The following is a 20511-nucleotide window of genomic DNA, read 5'->3' as shown; positions in this document are numbered from 1 at the left end:
CGGCAGAGGTTACGAAAGTGGGCGATAAAGGACTCGAACCTTTGACCCCCAGCTTGTCGAGCTGGTGCTCTAACCAACTGAGCTAATCGCCCTGGAGATGGACGGCGGCCTCGACTGGCCGGTCCAAATGACAGACCTGTAAATTTGACGCATGGTTCGCGGGTCGTCAAGGGTCGGTCGGCGATCACGGCGACGGTCCCGGCGGGCTCAACGTGCAACTGTCCCGGGAATCGTTAGAATCGGGGCCTTTCCGGTCTCCTCGAAAACGAGCCTGGTGCGCCGATGGCGGCTGATTCTGACGGCGCGCGGGAACAGGCGTTGCAATTCTTGCTCGGCCGGATCGATTTCGAGCGCTTCGTCGTCACGCCTTACAGCGAGCGGCGGCTGAAACTGGCCCGGATGCGGGAATTACTGGCTCGGCTCGGCAACCCGCAGGACACGCTGCCGATCGTGCATGTGGCTGGCAGCAAGGGGAAAGGCTCCACGGCCGCGATGATCGCGGGAATGTTGACCGCGGCGGGCTACCGGACTGGTCTGTACTGCTCGCCGCATTTGCATCGCATTGAGGAGCGGTTCACCGTCGATGGACTGCCTTGCGAAGGGAATGAGTTGGCCGAGTTAGTCGACATGCTACGGCCGGCCGTGGCGGCGATGGACGCGGCCGCCGAGGGCGATCCTGATGAAACCGGTCCGACGTTTTTTGAATTGACGACGGCGATCGCACTGCTGCTTTTTGTCCGGCGCGGCGCGGCCGCGGCGGTGCTGGAAGTGGGGCTGGGCGGCCGACTCGATTCCACGAACGTCTGCCAGCCGCGCGTCGCGGTGATCACCAGCATCAGCTTCGATCATACGCGACAACTAGGGAAAACGCTCGACGCCATCGCGCGCGAGAAGGCCGGCATCATTAAACCCGGCGTGCCCACCGTGAGCGGGGTGCGATCTGAAGCAGCGCGCCGTGTGATTCAGGAGATCGCCGCGGAACGGGGCAGCCCGTTGCTGGAAGTCGATCGCGATTTTCGATTTACGTACCGCGCGGGTGCAAAACAGCGCGCCGGCGAAGTCGATCGCGCGGCGCTCCTGGGGCGCATTGATTTTCAAATCGATCGGCCGCCGTTCGAGTACCGGCTCGACGATGTGTCGATCGGCCTACTGGGACAACACCAGGCGACGAACGCCGCCGTGGCGCTGACGTCGCTGGCTGTGTTGCGGTCTGAAGGTTGGCATATTTTGGACGACGCGCAACGTCGTGGTCTCGCCTCGCTGCGCTGGCCGGCGCGGGTGGAGGTCTGGTCGGATCGCCCGACGGTGATCATCGACGCCGCGCATAATTTGGCGTCGGCGGAAGCGCTCGTGGCGACACTCAACGAATGTTTTCAATCGCGGCGGCGATTACTGGTGTTCGCGACGACGCTGGATAAAGACGTCGCCGGGATGTTGCGCGTGCTGTTGCCGGAATTCGATCACATCTACTTCACGCGCTATTCGAACAATCCGCGCGGCGTGCCGATCGAGACGTTGGAGGCGTTAGCGAATGAACAGGGCGCGACGAATTTCGCGCCGTGCGCGACGCCGGAGCAGGCGTGGCGGTTGGCAAGCGACGCGGCCGGCGCGGACTCGTTGATTTGCGTGACGGGATCGTTCTTCATCGCGGCGGAAGTGCGGGCGATGCTGGTCGCGTCCAGTAGCTAGTTGAATCACAGCCCCGAAGGGGCGATAGACAATAGCCAGCGGTGCAAAACGCTGGTTAGTTGACCAACGCGATACCAAAGCCCCAACGGGGCGATACTTGGTAGGTTCGTGTCGCCCCGTTGGGGCTCAGGGAATTTGTTTACGTTTTTTCCCCAGGGGTTCGCACCCCTGGCTATTACCTATCGCCCCTTCAGGGCTAGTCGTCAGTTCGCCGGATGTGCACAACGCGATAACTCGTTCATCGCGATGGGCACACTTGCGTGCAGCGCAGAAAGCGCCAAGAGTTGCGTCAGGCCGCCTGCCCCGCAGGACGCATGCGGGCTGGCACTCCCGGATGCGTCCTGATTGGTCGACCCAACGGTGTTCCCTGACCCGTCGGGGTGACTTGCGTCACCCCGACGGGCAGTCTAAGTCCCATCGCGAAGCGCCTATCGGAGCGATCGACCCAGTAATCGCCAACCCGAAAAGCTTGAGCTCCTACCCAGGAGGGTGGGCACGGTTCAGGTTCCCGCAAACCCTACACCGATCGATGGGACTTCAAATGGTTCCTTGTTTGCGTTGTGTATTTTGTTTGCCGAGGTCGTCTATTCGCCTAGTGATGAGTGCGGAGTGATGAGTGATGAATGTTTCAAAATACTCATCACTCATCACTCCGCACTCATCACTTCCTACCTCACGCTCCCGCCCGGAACATTTCGCGCGGGGCGATGGCTTCGTAGAGCCAGTCGCGGGCGACTTCTCGGTCGTCGAGCGGGATGCGTTTGCCGGCGATGATTTGGTGGGCGCTGTTGCCGCGGCCCGCGATCAAGATGCAATCGCCGGGCTGCGCTTGATTGAGCGCCCAGCAAATCGCATCCGCGCGATCCGGTTCCACGTGTACGCGTCCAGGATGATCGAAACCTGAGAGGACGTCGCCGGCGATGCGGCGCGGGTCCTCGTCGTGGGGATTGTCGGTGGTCAACACCGCGAGGTCGGCCGCATTCTCGACGACCGCGCCTAAGAGCGGTCGTTTGGCGCGATCGCGTTCTCCGACGGCGCCGAAGACACAGATCAAGCGGCCTTCCGTCACGTTTCGCAATGTGGCCAAACTGCCGGCGAGGCTTTCCACCGTGCGTGCGTCGTCAATGAACACGCCGAAGGTCTGCCCACATTCGAGGCGTTCCAGGCGACCAGGGATTTTGTCCAAGGCTTCCAATCCGCGGACGATGGTGGGAAGGTCGATGCCGTAGGACAGCCCCATCGCGGCGGCGGTCAGGCAGTTGTAAATGTTGTGCGTGCCGATCAGCGGCGTGCGGACGGGAATCGTCTCACTGCCGGCGCTCAGCAAGAAAGTTTGTTCGCCGCGCGATTGCTCCAGCGGCGTCGCACTGACCTCGGCCGGCTGGTCGATGCCGATGGTCAACATCGGTCCGTCTAGCAGCCGCAGGCAAGCGTCGCAGGAAGGATCGTCCGCGTTCAGCACGGTGATCGCTTCCGGCGCCAGGTGTTGAAACAACTGGTGCTTCACGGCACGGTAGTTTTCGTCGGAGCCTGGCTGATCGAGGTGATCGTGGGTGATGTTCGTAATGCAGGCGGCGTCGAGCGTGATGCCGGCCAGGCGAGCCTCGGCCAGGGCCCGATTCGAGACTTCCACCACGGCGTGCGTGCAGCCGTTCGATTGCATCCGCTCCAGCCAGCGGGCTAGCACCGGCACTTGCGGCGTAGCACTGTCGGCTGGCGCGACTTTGATGCCGTCGTAGTAACCGAGCGTGCCCATCACTCCGGCATAGAAGCCGCCGGCTTCCAGCACCGCGGCGACCAAGTAGCTGGTGACTGTCTTGCCTTGCGTGCCCGTGATGCCAATGACTTTGAGTTGTTTGCTGGGATCGCCGACGAGGGCGTGGCAGATCCGTCCGTAGGCTTCGCGGCAGTCCGGCACGACGCAGAGCGGCAGTTCCTCGGAGGCGATCGCGCGATCCGTGACCATGCCGACGGCGCCGCGCTTGCGGGCCAATCGCATGGCGCGATCATTGGGGCCGGCTTCGTCCGCAATCGCGACGAACAAATCGCCGCGTTTGCAGCCGCGAGCCTCGCCGCAGCAACTCGTCACGCGAATATCGGCCGCACCGCGGAACACCGCCTGGGGCAGCAATTCGCGAAGACTGATCCCGCGGACCTGAGGGGTCCGATCACCCATAGCGTGAGGCCTCCTTGCCTACGCACGAACTCAACGAGGTCGAGCAAAAGGGGCGGTGCGGGGGCAATCCTTGCCTCGCGGCGACCACCCAGGTGGTTGATTTGCGGGGCGGATTGTCGCAGATTCGACTAACGTGTCAAGGCAACTTTGGGCAAGGTTGTAACCCAAAATACGAATAACGACTTAGGAGCAATGTGGCCCCCTGTGAGAGGCGTCTCCGACGCCGATGGAGAAAGCGGTGAATCCGCAAAAACATCCATGACAGCATCCGCGCCAATTCCATCGGCGTCGGCGACGCCTCCCACAGGCGCGCGGGTCAAGGCGAATCGTCATTGGCCGAAGGTTGCTTGGTGCCGTGCGTGACATACGGTTAGGATATTGAGACCGCTGCTGCGAGATCTGCCGTTGCCCTTGTGATGCCCTGATGAAACCCGTCGCCGCTCCCGAACCGAATGACGCCTCGGACCAAATTCTGGCCGAGCTGATGGAGCGCATGGACGCCGGGCAGCGCGTCGATCGGGAGGCGTTGCGGGCCGCGTTTCCGGATCTGGCCGACGAGCTTTGCGCCTACCTCGATACGGCCAATTGCGTCGAACGCATGGCGGGCCCGATTTCGCCGTCGCTCGAACAGAGCGCGCAATTGGACACCGTGGCCTTTCAGCCATTCGAGATCGCCGATGCGGTCCATGGGGCCTTCAGCACTTCCGGCGAGTTGTCAGTGCCGGCCTCCGGCACCATCTTCGGCGAATACGAATTGCAGGAAGAAATCGCCCGAGGCGGCATGGGCATTGTGTTCAAGGCCCGGCAATTGAACCTGGGCCGCACGGTCGCGGTGAAGATGATTCTTACTGGACGACTGGCGACCAAGGAGGACGTGGCCCGATTTCGTCAGGAGGCCGAGGCTGCGGCCAACTTGAGCCATGAGAACATCGTCGACATTTATGAAGTCGGCGAGGTCGAAGGGCATCATTATTTCTCGATGGAGTACGTGCCCGGCAGCGACCTTGGCCGGATGGTGCGGGATCGTCCGATGCAGGCCGAGCGCGCGGCGAAATATGTGCGCGACGTGGCGATGGCGATTCAGTTTGCGCACGATCGCGGCATTCTGCATCGCGACTTGAAACCGTCCAACGTGCTGATCGACGCGGACGATCGCCCGCAGATCACCGACTTCGGTTTGGCCAAGCGCGTGCATCAGGAAGGGCTCACCGATACGGGACAGGTCGTTGGCACGCCGAGCTACATGCCGCCAGAACAGGCCTGGCCGGGGATGGGCGAGATCGGTCCGGCGAGCGATGTGTATTCGCTGGGCGCGATTCTTTACGAGTTGCTCACCGGCCGCCCGCCGTTCCGCGCCGCGACGGTAATGGACACGCTGATGCAAGTGCTCGACACCGAGCCTGCTTCGCCGCGGCTGTTGAACAACAAAGTCCCGCGCGACCTGGAGACGATCTGCCTCAAGTGCTTGGCGAAGGACCCGCAGCGCCGTTACGCGGCGGCGTGGGAGATGCAGGAAGAACTGGATCGCTACCTCACGGGTCAGCCGATCAAGGCGCGGCCGATCAATGTGGCGGCGCGCTTGATGCGATGGTCGCGGCGCAACCCAGTCGCGGCGGGCTTGATTGCTTCGTCATTGCTGTTGTTGATGGTCGTCGGCAGCCTCGCGTTCTCCACGGCGCGGACGCTGGAAACCCAACTGCGCGACGTGATGCGGCAAAGTCTCGTGTACAGCGCCGAGCACGTTGCGCATACGGTGCGCGATCGCCTCAATGAATTGGCCGAGCCGGTGCTCGCCACGTCGCGCAGCGCGGAACTAGCCGCATTGGTCAGCGAGGGCGATTCCGCCGCGTTGCAGGCGTACATGACACCCGCGCATGGGTTCGTGGCCGCGGGGGGCACTTCGACGGAGACGACGTGGATTGTGCTGGACGCCAACGGCAAGGGACTGATGCGCGTTCCGGAGTCCGAGGAGTTCGTCGGCGTCGACTGGCGCTGGCGCGACTATGTGTCCGGCTGTGTGAAAGACGGCCGCTGGATTTCTCCGTCGATGCCGTACATCTCCCGGCCGTATCACAGTCGGCTAGGCAAGCTCCATAAGTTCGCCATCGTGGCGCCGATTTATGATCGCCAATCCGAAACGGAAGGGGCGATCGTCGGCATTGTCGCCCGAACATTTGCTACCGACGCCGATCTGGGCGTGCGCGAGTTGCATGACGAGTCTCGCAAGACGGTGGTCGTGGCGCTCGACGACCCAGACTCCAAGACCGATCTCAAAGTCGTGCCGCAGCACCGCATCATCGTGCATCACAGCTATACGCACGCTGGCGAGATGGCGGAGAAAATGGCGCCTGGCAAACTCCTCGACCATCTCAGGAGCGTCGACAATGTCGCCGCACCGGTTGAGCGGACTTTGTCCACCGAGCCGATCACAACGGACGACTACGTCGACCCGATGTCGCCCGACGCCGAATGGTTAGCGGCGTTGGCGCCGGTGCCGCGATCACCGTTCTGGGTCGTGATTCAGGAGCGGACCGACGAGGCGATCGGCTTGCAAGGCATTGCCAGCCAATTGGCGCTCGGCTTCGCCGTCGCACTCGGCCTCAGTGTATTCATCATGAGCAACGCCATCGGCCACGCCATCCGCCGCGGCACTTGGCGACGGTCGTGAGGAGGGGACTCTCCCAGTGCCTCCGCAGTTCAATCGATCCATCCCTCGCGCTTCATCAACCGCAGCGTCGCCTGAAACGCTTCCGCGGTTTGTTGCAGGTCGCGGTCGGTGTGGACCATCGATGTCGGTCCACCGGGCCAACTGAAGAGCTCCACGCCGTGGGCCAACATGCCGAGGCGCAGCGCGGTGATGACTTCCGGTCGCCGGGCTTTCAAGACTTGGTAGTCGTAGCGACAGGCGTCGATCTCATGCGGGCGGATCGACAGGTGCTCTGGATTCGTGAAGACATGGAAACCGGAGAACGTGCCGTAGACCGACCAATCGACTTGTTCCATCGCGAGCACGTCGTTGAGGACGTTGCGTAGTTGCTCCGCGAATTCGCTGGCCCGTTCGCAGGCGTCGGTCGTGGCGATGATCTCCAGCGCGGCGATGCCGGCCGCGGCGGACAACGGATTCGCATTGAACGTGCCGTGATGCGAAATTTTTTCTCGCCCCCGCGCTTTGGCGGCGACTGGGTCGAGCTCCTCCATCAGTTCAGCGCGGCCGACGACTGCCGCGCCTGGCAGCCCGCCAGCCACGATTTTGGCAAGGGTTGTCAGGTCGGGGCGAATGCCAAGCACCCCTTGCGCGCCGCCCGGGCCGCAGCGGAAGCCGGTGATCACTTCATCGAAAATCAACACGATGCCGCGCGCCGCGGTCGCTTTGCGGAGCGTGAACAGAAATTCGGGATCTAGCGGCACTTGTCCCCAACTGGCGCCGGTCGGCTCGATGATGGCGGCGGCGATATCGTCGTGCGCGGCGAGCGTCGCCTCCAACGCGGCCGCGTCTCCCGGCGGAGCGACGATCATTTGTTCCGCGACGGCCGGCAAGACGCCGGGAGTAGGGGAACCGTCGAAGTGCGATCCATAGGCCGAGGCGACGTGATCGTGCCAGCCGTGGAAGTGCCCGGCGAAGCGCAGAATCTTGGTCCGTCCGGTGGCGGCGCGCGCGAGGCGCAGGGCGAGCAACGTGGCTTCCGTGCCGGAACTGGTGAAGCGCACTCGTTCGGCGGACGGCATCAGGTGGCGAATCGTTTCCGCCCAGCGCAGTTCCAGTTCATGGCACGCGCCGTAGTGCGTGCCGCGCTCCAACTGCTGTCGCACGGCGGAAACTACCGCAGGATGATTGTGCCCGAGCAGCAACGCCCCATGCCCGCCGGAATAGTCGACGTATTCGTTATTGTCGACGTCCCACTTACGCGCTCCTTGGGCTCGCGCGACATAGATGCCATGCGGCTCCAGCAAGCGCGCATCGTGAACCACGCCGCCGGGCAAGAGTTCGCGCGCCGTGGCGGCCAACTCGGCCGAGCGTGACGTACGTGCGCGATAGAGATCGAGGATGGTGGGTTGATTCATGTGCTGGGTTTTGATCCGTGTCGCATGCAGTTGCAAAGCTATCACGTATCGCAGGGTACGATCGCGCTGACACTTGCGATTAGGCAAATTGCGTTTGCTGAGTAAGGGTTATCACCTACTCCAGTTGTGCGGGACTGTCGTGCGACTAATGCGTTGAATTCTATCAATTCAAACTGGATTTGCTCAAGCTCCCTGACAATACTGATATGCGTGTCGTACTGAATAGGCGCAACGAAGCATCGCGCAACGCATTTTCAACTAGCGCCGGTGCGACACGAGCGGCCGCCCCAGGGATCGGGGCCCAATCGTCGGCGATCCAACATGTCATCCACTCCGTTCGAGCTCCCCGCCGGGGCTCGGTTCACTTCCGACGCGCAGCATTCGCCGGTCTCGGTCGATCAGTTGTTCACGGATTTCTTGAACGACGTGCATCAGCGCTTGCTTGGTGCGCACGATCATCGCGATATCGTCCATCGCGTGCTCGACGAGCTGTTCCTCGGCCTGCGCACGCGGCGGCTTAGCAGCTCGCCGCACGAATGGGCCGAGTGCATTCAAACCAGCCGACGGCACGCGCTGCTGAAACTGGTGCATCAGGACCCGTTCACATACCGCGCGTTCTCGAAGCCGCGCGGCTATGCGGGCGACGCCCAGATGATGGACTACATCTATGGCCGCGAGGAACGCTGGTCTCCGCCAGAAGCGGAGCGGCTGGGACAGTTGATTTTCGACTTCACGACCGGGGCGCCGGCTTCCGAAGGAGTCCGCGCGCGGCGGGGCTACGTGGCCGAGATGATCGATCGCCTGGCGGATCGCTGTGCCCGGCCGCACGTGCTGGCAATCGCGTCCGGACACTTGCGCGAAGCGAATCTCTCATCGGCCATCCGCCGTGGCAAGATCGGACGGCTCGTCGCCCTCGACGCCGACTCCAAGAGCCTGACGGAAGTCGATCGTGCCTACGGGCATCTGGGCGCGATTACCGTGCCGGCCAAGTTCCGCAGCCTGTTGACCAACAAGCTCAATTTGGGCCAATTCCATTTGGTCTACTCGACCGGGTTGTTCGACTACCTGGAGCAGCCCGTCGCCCAGCGCCTGGTGGCCACAATGTTTCAGATGTTGCGGCCGCGCGGCAAGCTGATGGTGGCCAATTTCCTGCCGGGCGTGCGCGACGTCGGTTACATGGAAACCTACATGGACTGGCAGCTTGTCTACCGCACGCGGCAGGACATGATCGACCTGACGGCGGAGATCGCCGAGTCCGAAATCCACGACGTGCGGCTCTGTTCCGAGGATCAACGGAACATCATTTTCCTGGAAGTGCGCAAGCGCTAAAGCGGCTACTGGCGATTGTCTTCCGGCTGGCGACCCCAGTTTTTGGGGGTCGCGATCTGCTTTCCGACAAAGATCGCACCGCCGGCGACGAAAATCTGGCTGGGGAACAGTCGGTCCGTTAAACTGGGCCGGCGACGCCGTACTCCTGTCAGGTGAGCCAGTTATGCCGATTTCGTTTATCTGCCCGCATTGCGGGCGACACACGGACGTGTCCGAAAAGTTCGCCGGAATGACCGGTCCTTGCGCCGGTTGCGGCCGCCCAGTGGCGATTCCCAGTGTCGCGGAGTGGCAGGAGCAGAAGCACGAGCAGCCTGCGGGCAAGGGCGCCGTTGGCTTGGCCGTGGGCGGCCTCATCGCCGTGGTGCTGTGCCTGCTGGCCGCGGCTTTCGTGGTTCCCACGCTGCTCCGATTGCAGACTCAGGCTCAACTGGGCACGACGGAAACCAATCTCAAGGTCATTGCCGGGGCGATGCAGGCCTACCACGACGTCTGGGGGAGCTTTCCGCCGGCCGTGACGTTAGGGCCGGATGGAAGCCCGTACCATTCGTGGCGCGTGTTGCTACTCCCGTATCTGGAGCGCGACGATCTTTATGTCCGCTACAACCTGCGCGAACCGTGGGATAGCCCAAACAATCGCTCCTTGGCGAGATTGATTCCGGACGTCTACAGCAACGGCACGCCCGATGGCCAGGGACGCACGCAGTTCGTGGTGGTGATCGGCGAGCGCACAATGTTTCCCCCTGGAACCACCACTTCGCGGGCCGATGCGATTAAAGGCATGGGGGGCACCGTGCTGGTCGTCGAGTCGTCCTACAGTCCAGTGGAATGGATCGCGCCAGAAGACCTCGCCTTTGACAGCATGAGCTTCAAGATCAACGATTCGCAAGGAACGAGCCTTTCGGGCGATCAACCGGAAGGCGCCCTCGTCGCCTTCGTCGATGGCAGCACCGCGCTACTTTCGGAGCAGACCACGTCAGAACCCGCGGTGCAAAGTTTGCTGCTGCGAGACGCATCGCCGTTTGGCGGCAGCGCCGCTGGCGTGGCCGCGATCTACGCGCCCGCGATGGACATCACACGCATGTTTGAGCCGGTTTCGTTCACGGAACTCGCGAACCAGGGCATCCATGAAGACCTACATGGCGGCCGCGCAGGGAACAACCTGGGGACGCTCAATCCGGGCGAGCAAGTTTTGGGCGGCGTCAACTTCAACGTACCGGACCGCGTGCTTTGCCTCGGCCACAAGGACGGCACCGCGGCGCATTTTCCGGATCGCATTGACGGCATTGAGATCGGCGAAACCTGTGAGCGCCTCCACTTTTTGCACGCCACGGGCTGGCCGGCGCCGAAGGACGGCGTACCCATCGGACACTACGAAGTTCACTACGCTGACGGAGGCGTCGAAATGATGCCGATCGTCTACGGTGTCGACGTGCGCGATTGGTGGGACGCCGATGGCACTAAGGCCGTCGATCGGGGGCGAATGGTTTGGACCGGCTCGAACCAGGCGATTGGTCAGCAGAGTCCAGGCGCACCGCAAATTCGGCTGTTCCTCACCAGTTGGGACAATCCTCGACCCGAGACGCCGATCGAAACGATCGACTACGTTTCCTATCGCGAGACAGAATGTGCGCCGTTCTGCGTGGCGATCACGATCGACAATCCGCGCGATCGGCCTGAAGAAAAGTCGAGCGCGACGACCACTCCGGAGGAGCCGCCAACGCCAGCTAACGCGTTCGCAACGCCTGCGGAACCAGCCGCGACTTCCGAGTCGCCAGCGTCGACCGAGACAACGGAAGAGGCGCCGAAGGACGAAGCTGCCGAGCAAGCGCGTGAGCAAGTGACGCCGTCCGAATCGACGCCATAGCATCGCGTGAACCACAGTCCCCTTTCGCGGAGCGATAGGAGACTATGGGGCGACAACGTGGCGCGGATCGAACGCAGTTAGTCCGACCGCTCCGTGCGAGTTTCTTCGCGTGCCCGCAAGTCCAGCGTGGGGTCATCTTTCGTCGGACGCAAGGCGCCCTCGTCGCGCAGGTCGTCAACGCTGGTGGATTGATTCCAAGAACGCATCACGTAGGCCCAGAGTCCTGTGACGATGATTACCATGGCCGCCACGCCCAGCAGGCTGCGCGTAATGGCGGCCCGTTTGAGAGGCGAAAGGGCCTCGCCGATCGCTTCGTCGTAGCGTTCCTGCACGATCACGAAGAGCCCGGTCTCCTCGTCGCGCACGCGGACCGGTGTCTTTGCCGCCAGCCAATCGCCGCGGTAATCGGCGCCGAGCAGGTCTTTGGCGAACGGGTCTTGATAGCGGTCCTCGGTATCGCCGATCTGCTCGATCGGCACGCGATAGTCACGGAAACGGCGCAAGAACTCGCCGCGCTTTTGTTCCAGTAGCTTCGTGAACAACTCGTGCTGGACGATGACGCCCGGGTTGCTCGTTCGGCCGTCGACCATCACCGCGAACTCGCGATTCTGCCCACTGCCTCGCAGATCGGCGAACTGCCCGACTTCGACCGTGAGCGCCAGCACGCCCAAGAATTCGTCGCCGCGATAGACGGGCGTGGAAATGCCGACGACCCAAAGATTCGAGCTGGTACTTTGAAACACCGCCGAGAGTTGCGTCTCTTGGACGTGATCGTTCGGGCCGGGTCGCCACGTCGAGGGCTGCTCCAGCGGGCCGCCATGAAAATAGGTGCGCCAACCGAAGTTCGAGCCGATGTTCACTCGATTCGACGGTACGCGGACGATTTGAAGGCCCCGCGTGTCGGTGAAAAACCAGCTCGCCACTTTGATGCCGCGGACGTTGCTGAGTTTTTGCTGGAAATAATCTTCCAAATACAACCGGGCTTGATTCTCCAGCAACGTCTCCTGCAGTGCGGTCTGTTCCGCCCGCAACGTTGGAGTGAGTTGATTGTCGGGAACGGCGAATGCCGAAGCGCTGAGTCGCTCCATGGTTGGCCGCAGCGCCTCGTCGTCGATCAACGGAGCGAGACGCTGACGAAACTCGCTCTCCGCGGCAATGTCTTCCACCAGTTCGAAGCGGCGTTCCAATTCGTACGCCGCGGCGTTCGCCACGAACCGCGCGTAGTACTGCTTGCTGTCCAGAGCTTTTTTCGTCAGCTCCTGATCGGCGACCTTATATGCGGCCTCGAAACCGCGCCAGGCAAAAAATGCCATCACCGCCATCAACAACAGCGGGCCCAAGGCGCCGAGCAAGATCAACGGTTGTCTCGACCGCCGGGCGTCGCGCGCACGCAAGGCATCGAGCACCGCCTGTACGTTGGGATAGCGATTGTCGGGATCGATCTCCAGGCACCGTTCCAGGATTTCCGCCAGCGCCCGATCGACGCCCGGCGTTTTGCGATGGGCGTCGGGAAGCGGGTCATTGCGCAGCAGTTCACGATAGCGTTCCAACCGGTGCGCCAGGCCGCTGGGCTGCTCCAGGGCCGTGACCGTGCGGGGCGAACGATGCGGCGGCTCGCCAACAAGCATCGTGTACAGCAAAGCCCCAAGCGCGTAGACGTCCCACCGTGCGTCGGGCGCCGCTTGGAGATCGGCTTGCTCCGGCGCCATATAAAACAGCGTACCAAGCGAGGGAGTTTGCTCATGCGAGAGCCGTGCCTGGCCGAAATCGGCGAGCCGGGGTCGACCGTCTTGATCTAATAACACGTTGGCCGGCTTGAGATCGCAGTGCAGCACGCCCTTGCCGTGGGCGTGCACTAGCCCGATGGCTACGTCCCTGAACACACGCGTCGCCTCTTCGACCGGCAACCGCCCGACCTCGCCCAAGCGTTTAGCGAGCGAGCCGCGCTCCACGTATTCCATGACGTAGTAGGGAGGATCGGCATCCCAGCCGACGGCGATCAGTTGCACGACGTAGCGATCGGCGAACAGGAATCGCAGCTTTTCGACCTCGCGCGTCAGCAGCGACCAGTCGAGTCCCCCATGATGCGAGTAGAACTTGATAGCCACGCGCCGCCCGGTGTTGCGGTCGATCGCCACCCAAACCTCGCCATAGGCCCCCGCGCCGAGGAACTCCTGGGGCTCGAAACCAGGGGCCTGCCCCGGCGGCCGGGTGCGCCGCAGACTCAATTCGATCGCCTGACGCCGTTCGTCGGGAGACTGCCCTTCGGTACGTTCGGTGGACGCGGTCACGCGGTGCTAAGCGCAAAGGAACGGGAGAAATCGCGGAACAAGCGAAACTCCGCACCCGCGAAATCCCGCCTGACACGGTGTACACTAGCACTTCGCCCGGTTTGGCTCAAGAAACGACTGCGAGACGATGCGATTCGAGGTCCGAGACGGGCAAGTCCGGAGGCAGTTCGATTGCGTGGGCGCCGATGGCTTGCTTCGGCGAGTCGCCGCCATCCGCGCTCTCCCTCAATAAAATCTCGGCGCGGCAGCACAACGCCTGACTTGAGAATTGCACCATGAGCACGCGGTACTATACTCTCGACCACTGGCGAGGCCTCGCCTGCCTGATGGTGGTTGTTTCGCACTCGTTGGGCCCGGCTGTTTGGCGCGGGACCATTGGAGTTGTTCCACCGCTAGGCAGGATGGGCGTGGGGATCTTTTTTGCGATCTCAGGGTACTGCATTGCCGCCGCGGTCGACTCGTCGCGAAAAAAGGAACATAGTTTCGGCCATTTCATGTTTCGCCGCTTTCGGCGCATCTTCCCACCGTACTGGGCAGCGCTCCTATTGATGCTGACCCTCCACTTGGCACAACAAGGGATGCCGAAAGTTTGGCCGTCCCATTGGATGGTGCTGGGGAATCTCACGCTTACCGAGAGTTGGCGCTACCTGGTAGTTGGCCCAAGTGAATCGCAAATGTTTCTCACACAGGCCTGGACGCTCTGTCACGAAGAACAGTTCTACTTGACCTGCGGCCTCTTACTGCTGCTGCCGCAACGAGCGTTTCTCTCGATCGTAATTGGACTTTGCGGGCTGACTGTCGGTGTGATCGTGGCGGATCGGGTGGGACTCGTGGACCTAACCGGCGTGGTATTCGCGGGGACGTGGTTATCCTTTGCGCCCGGCGTGTTTGTATTCCATGCTTTGCATAGCAAGTCGCGCTGGGAGGTATGGGCCAGCCGGGCTGGAATTCTGTTGGCGGTGATCGGCGGCTGCGCCATCTGGAACGAATCGGTAGGCATTGCGTCGGGCTGTTTTTTCTCGGCTGTCATGCTCGGGCTGCATCGCTTTGACAAGTCAATCGCCGGGATGCAATCGCTGACTTGGCTCTACCGCTGCGGAGTAGCCAGCTATAGCTTGTATCTGACGCACACGATCGTTTGCGATCCAGTGCAACGCTGGCTGCGCGAGCACGGGCTAAGTTCACCTGCCGAGCGATTGCTGATTGTTGTGCCGATCTGCGTTGCAGGCTCCCTGTTGCTCGCCTGGCCGTTTCACGTCTTTATTGAGCGGCGCTTTATGCCCGCGGCAAAACCCGTGGGATCACAGGCGGATGATGGAGAACATAAACATCGGTCCGAGGTCGTCTCTGTTCAAACCGTGGCGTCGTAGAGCGCTCCAGCACTATCTGGCACCGGAATGCACGCAAAGAATTCCACGATTGCTGCAGCTGACCTTGAATGGGATTGGATGGGCTCGCCTTTCCCGTGACGGTGGGCCTGACATCTTTGGCGTTGCGTCGTTGTACTTTTGTCGTCGCGTACGCGGTCAAATTGGTCCTGTTGTCGCACGGCCCACCCTACTCGGACTTGGCTATGAAATCGATTTTCGTGCGACTTTCCGGCGTGGTATTCTGCCTCGCGCTGTTTGCGGACGGCGCTTCTGCGCAGCCGGCGGCTCCGCAGCTGGATGGCCGCGAGGGGCGGGATTTGGCGCTCGATCAGTTTCGCCCGCGGTCGATGCTGCAATTGAAGCAGCACGAAACTCGGCGCGCCAAGTTTCCGGTCGTGGACGTGCATCTCCATGGGCGTATCAAGTTGGAGCAGTCCGCCGAGGCGCTCGACGACTATGTGCGGATCATGGACGAGCAGAATATCGCCGTTTCGGTCAGTCTTGACGGCCATTGGGGCGAGGAGATCGACGAGCATCTCCGCTTTCTAAACGGGCGGCATTCCGGACGGTTCGTTACGTTCGCCAATATCGATTGGCAAGGCGCGGGGCGCACCGACGAACCGGCGACGTGGGATTGCAATCAACCGGACTTCGCCCAGCGGGTCGTGGAACGCCTCCGTGACGCCAAGCAGCGCGGCGCGAGCGGCGTGAAGATCTTCAAGCAATTTGGGCTCGGCTACCGCAACGCCGACGGTTCGCTGCTCAAGATCGACGACCCTCGCTTCGATCCGATTTGGCGGGCGTGCGGTGAGTTGGGTCTGCCGATCTTGATTCATGTCGCCGACCCTGCCGCGTTTTTCGAGCCGATCGATCAACACAATGAACGCTGGGAGGAATTGAACCGCCATCCGGAATGGAGTTTCTACGGGCCACAGTGGCCGCGGCGCGAAGCACTACTTCAGGCGTTTATCGCGATCGTGGAACGTCACCCGCAGACGGTGTTCATTGGCGCGCACGTGGCGGGGAATGCGGAGGATTTGCGCGCGGTTGGCGCGTGGCTGGAGAAATATCCGAATCTGAATGTCGAAATCGCCGCCCGCATCGCCGAATTGGGACGGCAACCGTATTCGTCGCGCAAGTTTTTCTTGGATCACGCGGACCGTATCCTGTTCGGCACCGACGGCCCGCGCTCGCGCGAACGGCTCTATCCGCACTGGCGGATGCTGGAAACTTGGGATGAGTATTTTCCTTACGCGAACGAACCGTTCCCGCCGCAAGGCTTATGGAACATCGACGGACTCGGCCTGCCGGACGATGTCCTGCGCAAGGTGTACTATGTGAACGCCTGTCGGATTATTCCCGGCGTCAAAGCGCTTGTCGACACTCGGTTGCCGGCGATCGAGAAATAGAGTGGCGCACAGTCGCCTTTCGCTCCGCGAAAGGCGACTATGGGGAAACGCAACAACGCTACGTAGCGGTCTGGGCGACAGTTTCTTGCGCGGCTTTTTGGCGCGTCGCGTAGGTATTGCTGAGGGCCTTGCGCCAGCGCGTCAGCCGATTGATCGTCTCCGTGAGGACGACGATCAGTTCGTCTTTGTCGAGCGGCTTCAACAAGTAGTCGGTCGCCCCGAGTTCCATCGCGTCGAGCAGCAAGTCGACCGTGGAGTGGCCGGTCAACATCAGCGCTTGCGTATAGGCGTTGCGCCGCTTCGCACAACGGACAATTTCCAGGCCGTTGACGCCCGGCATTTCCATGTCGGTGATCACAATGTCCACCGGACTCGATTCGATCATCCGCCGGGCAATGCGCAGATCTTCCGCGACCTCGACCGAGATCTGATCGGGAAACGACCGCTCGACAATGGCCCGAATCAATTTGAGCATGCTCGGATCGTCGTCCACGAGCAGCATTCGCACGGACCGGCTCTGACACCCCGACATTGCGACAACTCCCGACAGCCAAGGAATCTGAAATACCTGGGGGCGCAACAATTATAGTTTGCTCCCAAGCCTTGGCATAAACGCGGGTCGTAGCGATCGTGCCGCCGGCGGACGGCCAATTAGTCCTCGTCCGCTACGCCTTCCGCTTCACGTTCGGCGCGCTCACGTTCCTCTTCTTCCTCTTCCTCGTCTTCCGCGTTTGGATCGAAGGAGAGTCCCAGCGAGGCGAGCCCTTTACCGTGCGGACCCGCCCAATCGGCCGGATACGGCGCGTCGACTCCTTTGACCGCGTGCCAGATAATGCGGTTCAGCGAATCTTCGTCGGCGCGATCGACCTTGGTGAAGTCCTGTTTCAGGCTTAGCTCGGCCCAGTGCCTTTCTTGCGGACCGAGCTGCGCCATCGCCGGATTCAACTCGTCGAGCGGAATGTTGTTCGGCAGCACAGCGTACGGAGTCAAGTCCGGCGCAGCGACGAAGCAATCGCTCATCAGCGGCGCGAGGGCGTCCATCTGATTCATCGGCGGCAGGCTGAGCATCCGCTCGATCGTATGAATGACGGACGTCTGATTGTAGAACTTGCTGACCACCTCGCCGCGCTTCGTATAGGGGCTGACGACCAGGCAGATCGAACGATGTCCGTCCACGTGATCGAAGCCGTTCTGCGGATCATCCTCGTTGATGAAGATGCAGGTCTTCGGCCAGAACTTGCTTTTCGAGACGGCTTCGACCAGTCGCCCTACCGCAAGGTCGTTGTCCGCCATGTGTGCGCGCGGCGTCGGTGAGCCGGGCGACATGCCGGAGCCGTGATCCTGCGGCAACGTCATGATGATCAGATTGGGCAATGCGCCTGATTCCTCGAACTTGCGGAATTCCTCGAGGAAGACGTCCATTCGCTGAACGTCGCTGATGTTCATGTTCCAACCTTGAAATTCCGGATGGCTGTACTGCCGGAGCCGGTCGATGCCGATCGTGTGGCGGAACTGAATCTTGCCAGCCTTGTTTTGGTAGTCGCGATAGATTTCCAGGAACGTGGCCTGCTTCGGCACGGTTTCGGTGGTGTCGAATTCGCCATAGTTGCGGAACGACAGCCCGTGCCCCAGTGCGTTGTCCCAGATGAAGCCTGTCGAGGAATAGGTGATCGGATCGTCGCCGAACGTATAGCTCCGCGCGAACCCGCCGAAGGCTTTTTCCAGATGGTCGGTGACGTTGCCTTCGGTCGCCCAGGAGTGCCCGTCGGCGGAGAGGACGCCGTTGCAGTAGTAGTTGTCAAGAATCACGAACTGCTCGGCGATCGCGTGGTGATTCGGCGAGACATCGCGACCGAAGATGCAGAGCGACGGATCGGCGTTGGTGTGGGCAAAGTCGCCGAAAACCTGGTCGTAGGTGCGGTTCTCTTTGATGACGTAGATCACGTGCTCGAACACCGACGGCTCGCCCTGCTTCGCTGGCACTGGCACAGCGTCTACTTTGCTTTGCGACTTTTCCAACGCCCGCAATACGGCGGGAATCTGGGCGTCCGCGACGACTTGTTCCGTGTATTGTTTCAATGTCTCAGCGGACGGCAGCGGACATTTTGTGATCGTGCCGCGGTGCCAGTGGCTGTTCCAACCTTTGTTCGGCTCCTCTTCGTTGCGCGAACCTTCTCCCTTGATGTTCGCGACGTACAGATGCGTGTCGTCGACGACCACGCCGCCGGGATACCAGGCCGTGGGGATGAAGCCGAGTAAGCGGCTGGCTTCGCCGCGCGCGGCGGCAAGTTGAATCACGGCCACGGCGTTGTTGCCGCCGTTGGCCGCGTACAGCGTCCGGCCGTCGCGAGAAAGTGCGATGGCGTTCGGCATCGAACCGAACGGCAATTCCGCGAGCGGTCGCGTCGAGATCGTTTCCAGGATCTTGAAGTCGTTAGTGGAGACGCAGGCCACGGTATCGGAATTCGCATTCGCCACATACAACGTCGCGCCGTCGTGCGCAAGTTCCAAGTCGCTGGGATGCAGGCCGACTTCGACTTCGGCCGTCATGGCGCCTTGCTCCAAGTCGATCTTTCCCAAGGTGCCGCTGGAGGCCACGCCGCGTTCGTCGATCAGGGTGTCGGTGCCGGCCGACTTCGCGGTCCGTTCCCCAGTTTTCGCGCGGCGTCCGCCCCAGTTCGAGATATAGGCGGTGGCGCCGTCGGGGCTGAGCGCCACGTCGAAGGGCGCTACGCCGACCGGAATCTCTTGAATCAATCGGCCTTCCGCGAGGCTCACCACGCCCAAAGTATTGTTGCGGGACAAACAGACGTAAGCCGTGGCGCCGTCCGTCGACAATGCGATGCCGCAGCCGAAGGCGTTGTTCTCCGCCGCGTCGCGCTTGTCTGGATCTTGTTCCGGCCCGGGCAGATCGATGCTGTGCGTCCAGGTCACCAGCCCGTCGCCGCCGACGGCGCCCTCGAACAGGGTCCGCGCCGCGTCGGTCGCATACACGTGTTTCCCATCTTGCGATACAGCGATGCCGTGTAGCGAGCCGCCAGCTTCGCCAAAGGGAAGTGTTTGACGCAGCGTCCAGTCGGCGGTGTTCAGCACCAGCAGTCCGCGGTTGTCTTTCGCATACAGCGTGCGGCCATCCGGCGAGAGTACGAGGTCGACCGGCCGGCCGCCGAACGCCAAGGATTGCCCCGCGGGACGGACGTACTGCCCGCTGGCCACGACGAAACTTCCGTCCGCGGCCGGCGGTCCGACAACGGCGTCGTCCACTTCATCCGCCGCGGCGCGGGGCTCCACCGCGAGTGTCAAGGCGACGATCAACCAGGCGAGCAATCCGCCGATGAAGCAGCCCAAACAGATGAAAGTGCGAGGGCGACGCATGGGAATTCCTGCGAATGGAATGAGGTCTGAAAGGAGCCAGTCCGTAGACAGAATATACCTTGCGGCTGTGACGAGTTCGTGAGCAATTCGCGCAATGCGCTTTACGAAGTGCGCGCTCCTGCGACGGCGACCAGCGTGGCGAGCACGGCGTCGAAGTCGAACGGCTTGGCGATGATCGCGCCGCTTGCGCCGCTCGCCATGTTTGCTTCCACGAAAAGGCGATCCTCCGGTCGAGGGAAGTTTAACAGTGCGACGGTGGGCGTCCCGGGCCATGCTGTACAGAGTTTAGAGAATCGTTCGCGCCAAGCGGCACCGGGGGCATCGTCGTCCCAGACAATGGCGAGGATCTCACTGACCGCGATATTGTCGACTGCACTCAGCGGAACGGCGTCAATTCCGGCGTTGCGCAGCGAATCGACGAGCAACCGCGCCGCCTCACGTGAGTGCGCCGCAGCGACGCCGATGGTTCCCTCTAGTGCGCTTGGCGTGAACGACGTTACACCGCGAAGCACATCGTCTTCCCGACTGGTGCGCGGAAGTTGCCAGGCAGCACATTCGCCAGCTGCGAGTCGCGCGAGTTGCAGCCTCCACCAACCGGGGAAGGCGTGCCAGTAGACGCGAAGCTGACCCGGCCAGGGGGCGCCGGTGCGTGGCTCGCCTTCGCACAACGGTCCGGCGATCGTTAGGAACCGGGCCAGTGGCCAACTTAGCAGGAGCAATTCCAAGTCGCGCGGCGCGTATTCTCCCGGGACCGATTGCAGAAATACGCAAAGTTCCGGAGCGCCGTTAGCCTCGCGCGCCTGTTCCAAAGTCGTGTAGTTTGTCACCAATGCGTTAGCGCGCAACGTGGGCAGGATATCGCGAAATTCCGGGCGGTGATCGTCGCCAATCACGAACACGACGATTGGCGCGGGAATTTCCATGGTGTGTGACAGCGTAGTAACGC

General features: G+C 62.0%; 12 protein-coding genes and 1 tRNA gene. 6 read left to right on the top strand and 7 right to left on the bottom strand.

Annotated features, from left to right (window positions below; all coding sequences use genetic code 11):
• Nucleotides 1–18: 18 nt before the first annotated feature.
• Nucleotides 19–92, bottom strand: a tRNA-Val gene (locus SGJ19_22610).
• 190 nt (nt 93–282) lie between these two features.
• Here SGJ19_22610 and SGJ19_22605 point away from each other — a divergent pair.
• Nucleotides 283–1689, top strand: a complete 1407-nt coding sequence (locus SGJ19_22605) for a folylpolyglutamate synthase/dihydrofolate synthase family protein (GenBank protein ID MDZ4783047.1) — start codon at nt 283–285, stop codon at nt 1687–1689.
• A gap of 673 nt (nt 1690–2362) precedes the next feature.
• On the opposite strand, the gene SGJ19_22600 is transcribed toward SGJ19_22605, so the two are convergent.
• Nucleotides 2363–3865 (bottom strand): UDP-N-acetylmuramoyl-L-alanyl-D-glutamate--2,6-diaminopimelate ligase, encoded by a 1503-nt coding sequence (locus SGJ19_22600; GenBank protein MDZ4783046.1) that lies wholly within the window; start codon nt 3863–3865, stop codon nt 2363–2365.
• Nucleotides 3866–4289: 424 nt separating this feature from the next.
• On the opposite strand from SGJ19_22600, the gene SGJ19_22595 reads away from it, so the two are divergent.
• Entirely contained in the window at nt 4290–6533 is a 2244-nt protein-coding gene (locus tag SGJ19_22595) for a serine/threonine protein kinase (protein ID MDZ4783045.1), read from the top strand.
• 29 nt (nt 6534–6562) lie between these two features.
• Here the strand turns inward: SGJ19_22595 and SGJ19_22590 are convergent, their stop codons facing one another.
• Complete coding sequence (locus SGJ19_22590) at nt 6563–7927, bottom strand: aminotransferase class III-fold pyridoxal phosphate-dependent enzyme (protein ID MDZ4783044.1); 1365 nt, start codon at nt 7925–7927, stop codon at nt 6563–6565.
• 321 nt (nt 7928–8248) lie between these two features.
• Here SGJ19_22590 and SGJ19_22585 point away from each other — a divergent pair, with 321 nt between their 5' ends.
• Nucleotides 8249–9256, top strand: coding sequence for a class I SAM-dependent methyltransferase (locus SGJ19_22585; GenBank protein ID MDZ4783043.1), 1008 nt, complete (start codon nt 8249–8251; stop codon nt 9254–9256).
• Between the two features lie 163 nt (nt 9257–9419).
• Nucleotides 9420–11120: a DUF1559 domain-containing protein gene (locus tag SGJ19_22580; GenBank protein MDZ4783042.1), complete on the top strand. Its 1701-nt coding sequence runs from the start codon at nt 9420–9422 to the stop codon at nt 11118–11120.
• A 77-nt stretch (nt 11121–11197) separates the two neighbouring features.
• Here the strand turns inward: SGJ19_22580 and SGJ19_22575 are convergent, their stop codons facing one another.
• Nucleotides 11198–13411 carry a serine/threonine protein kinase gene (locus SGJ19_22575; GenBank protein MDZ4783041.1) on the bottom strand — a complete coding sequence of 738 codons (2214 nt, stop codon included), beginning with the start codon at nt 13409–13411 and terminating at the stop codon, nt 11198–11200.
• A gap of 275 nt (nt 13412–13686) precedes the next feature.
• On the opposite strand from SGJ19_22575, the gene SGJ19_22570 reads away from it, so the two are divergent.
• Both SGJ19_22570 and SGJ19_22565 read left to right on the top strand, forming a co-directional pair.
• Nucleotides 13687–14781, top strand: coding sequence for an acyltransferase (locus SGJ19_22570; GenBank protein ID MDZ4783040.1), 1095 nt, complete (start codon nt 13687–13689; stop codon nt 14779–14781).
• A gap of 203 nt (nt 14782–14984) precedes the next feature.
• Complete coding sequence (locus SGJ19_22565) at nt 14985–16190, top strand: amidohydrolase family protein (GenBank protein MDZ4783039.1); 1206 nt, start codon at nt 14985–14987, stop codon at nt 16188–16190.
• A 58-nt stretch (nt 16191–16248) separates the two neighbouring features.
• Here SGJ19_22565 and SGJ19_22560 read toward each other — a convergent pair whose 3' ends face one another.
• The 3 genes from SGJ19_22560 to SGJ19_22550 form a co-directional block, all read right to left on the bottom strand.
• Nucleotides 16249–16692: a response regulator gene (locus SGJ19_22560; GenBank protein MDZ4783038.1), complete on the bottom strand. Its 444-nt coding sequence runs from the start codon at nt 16690–16692 to the stop codon at nt 16249–16251.
• 149 nt (nt 16693–16841) lie between these two features.
• Nucleotides 16842–19565 carry a bifunctional YncE family protein/alkaline phosphatase family protein gene (locus SGJ19_22555; protein ID MDZ4783037.1) on the bottom strand — a complete coding sequence of 908 codons (2724 nt, stop codon included), beginning with the start codon at nt 19563–19565 and terminating at the stop codon, nt 16842–16844.
• Nucleotides 19566–19666: 101 nt separating this feature from the next.
• On the bottom strand, nt 19667–20488 hold the full coding sequence (locus tag SGJ19_22550) for a hypothetical protein (GenBank protein MDZ4783036.1): 822 nt from the start codon (nt 20486–20488) through the stop codon (nt 19667–19669).
• Between the last annotated feature and the right edge of the window lie 23 nt (nt 20489–20511).

The sequence above is a fragment of the Planctomycetia bacterium genome (assembly GCA_034440135.1).
Taxonomy (GTDB): domain Bacteria; phylum Planctomycetota; class Planctomycetia; order Pirellulales; family JALHLM01; genus JALHLM01.
The sequence above is the reverse complement of the archived record's forward strand: the minus strand, read 5'-3'. Positions and strand labels throughout refer to the sequence as shown.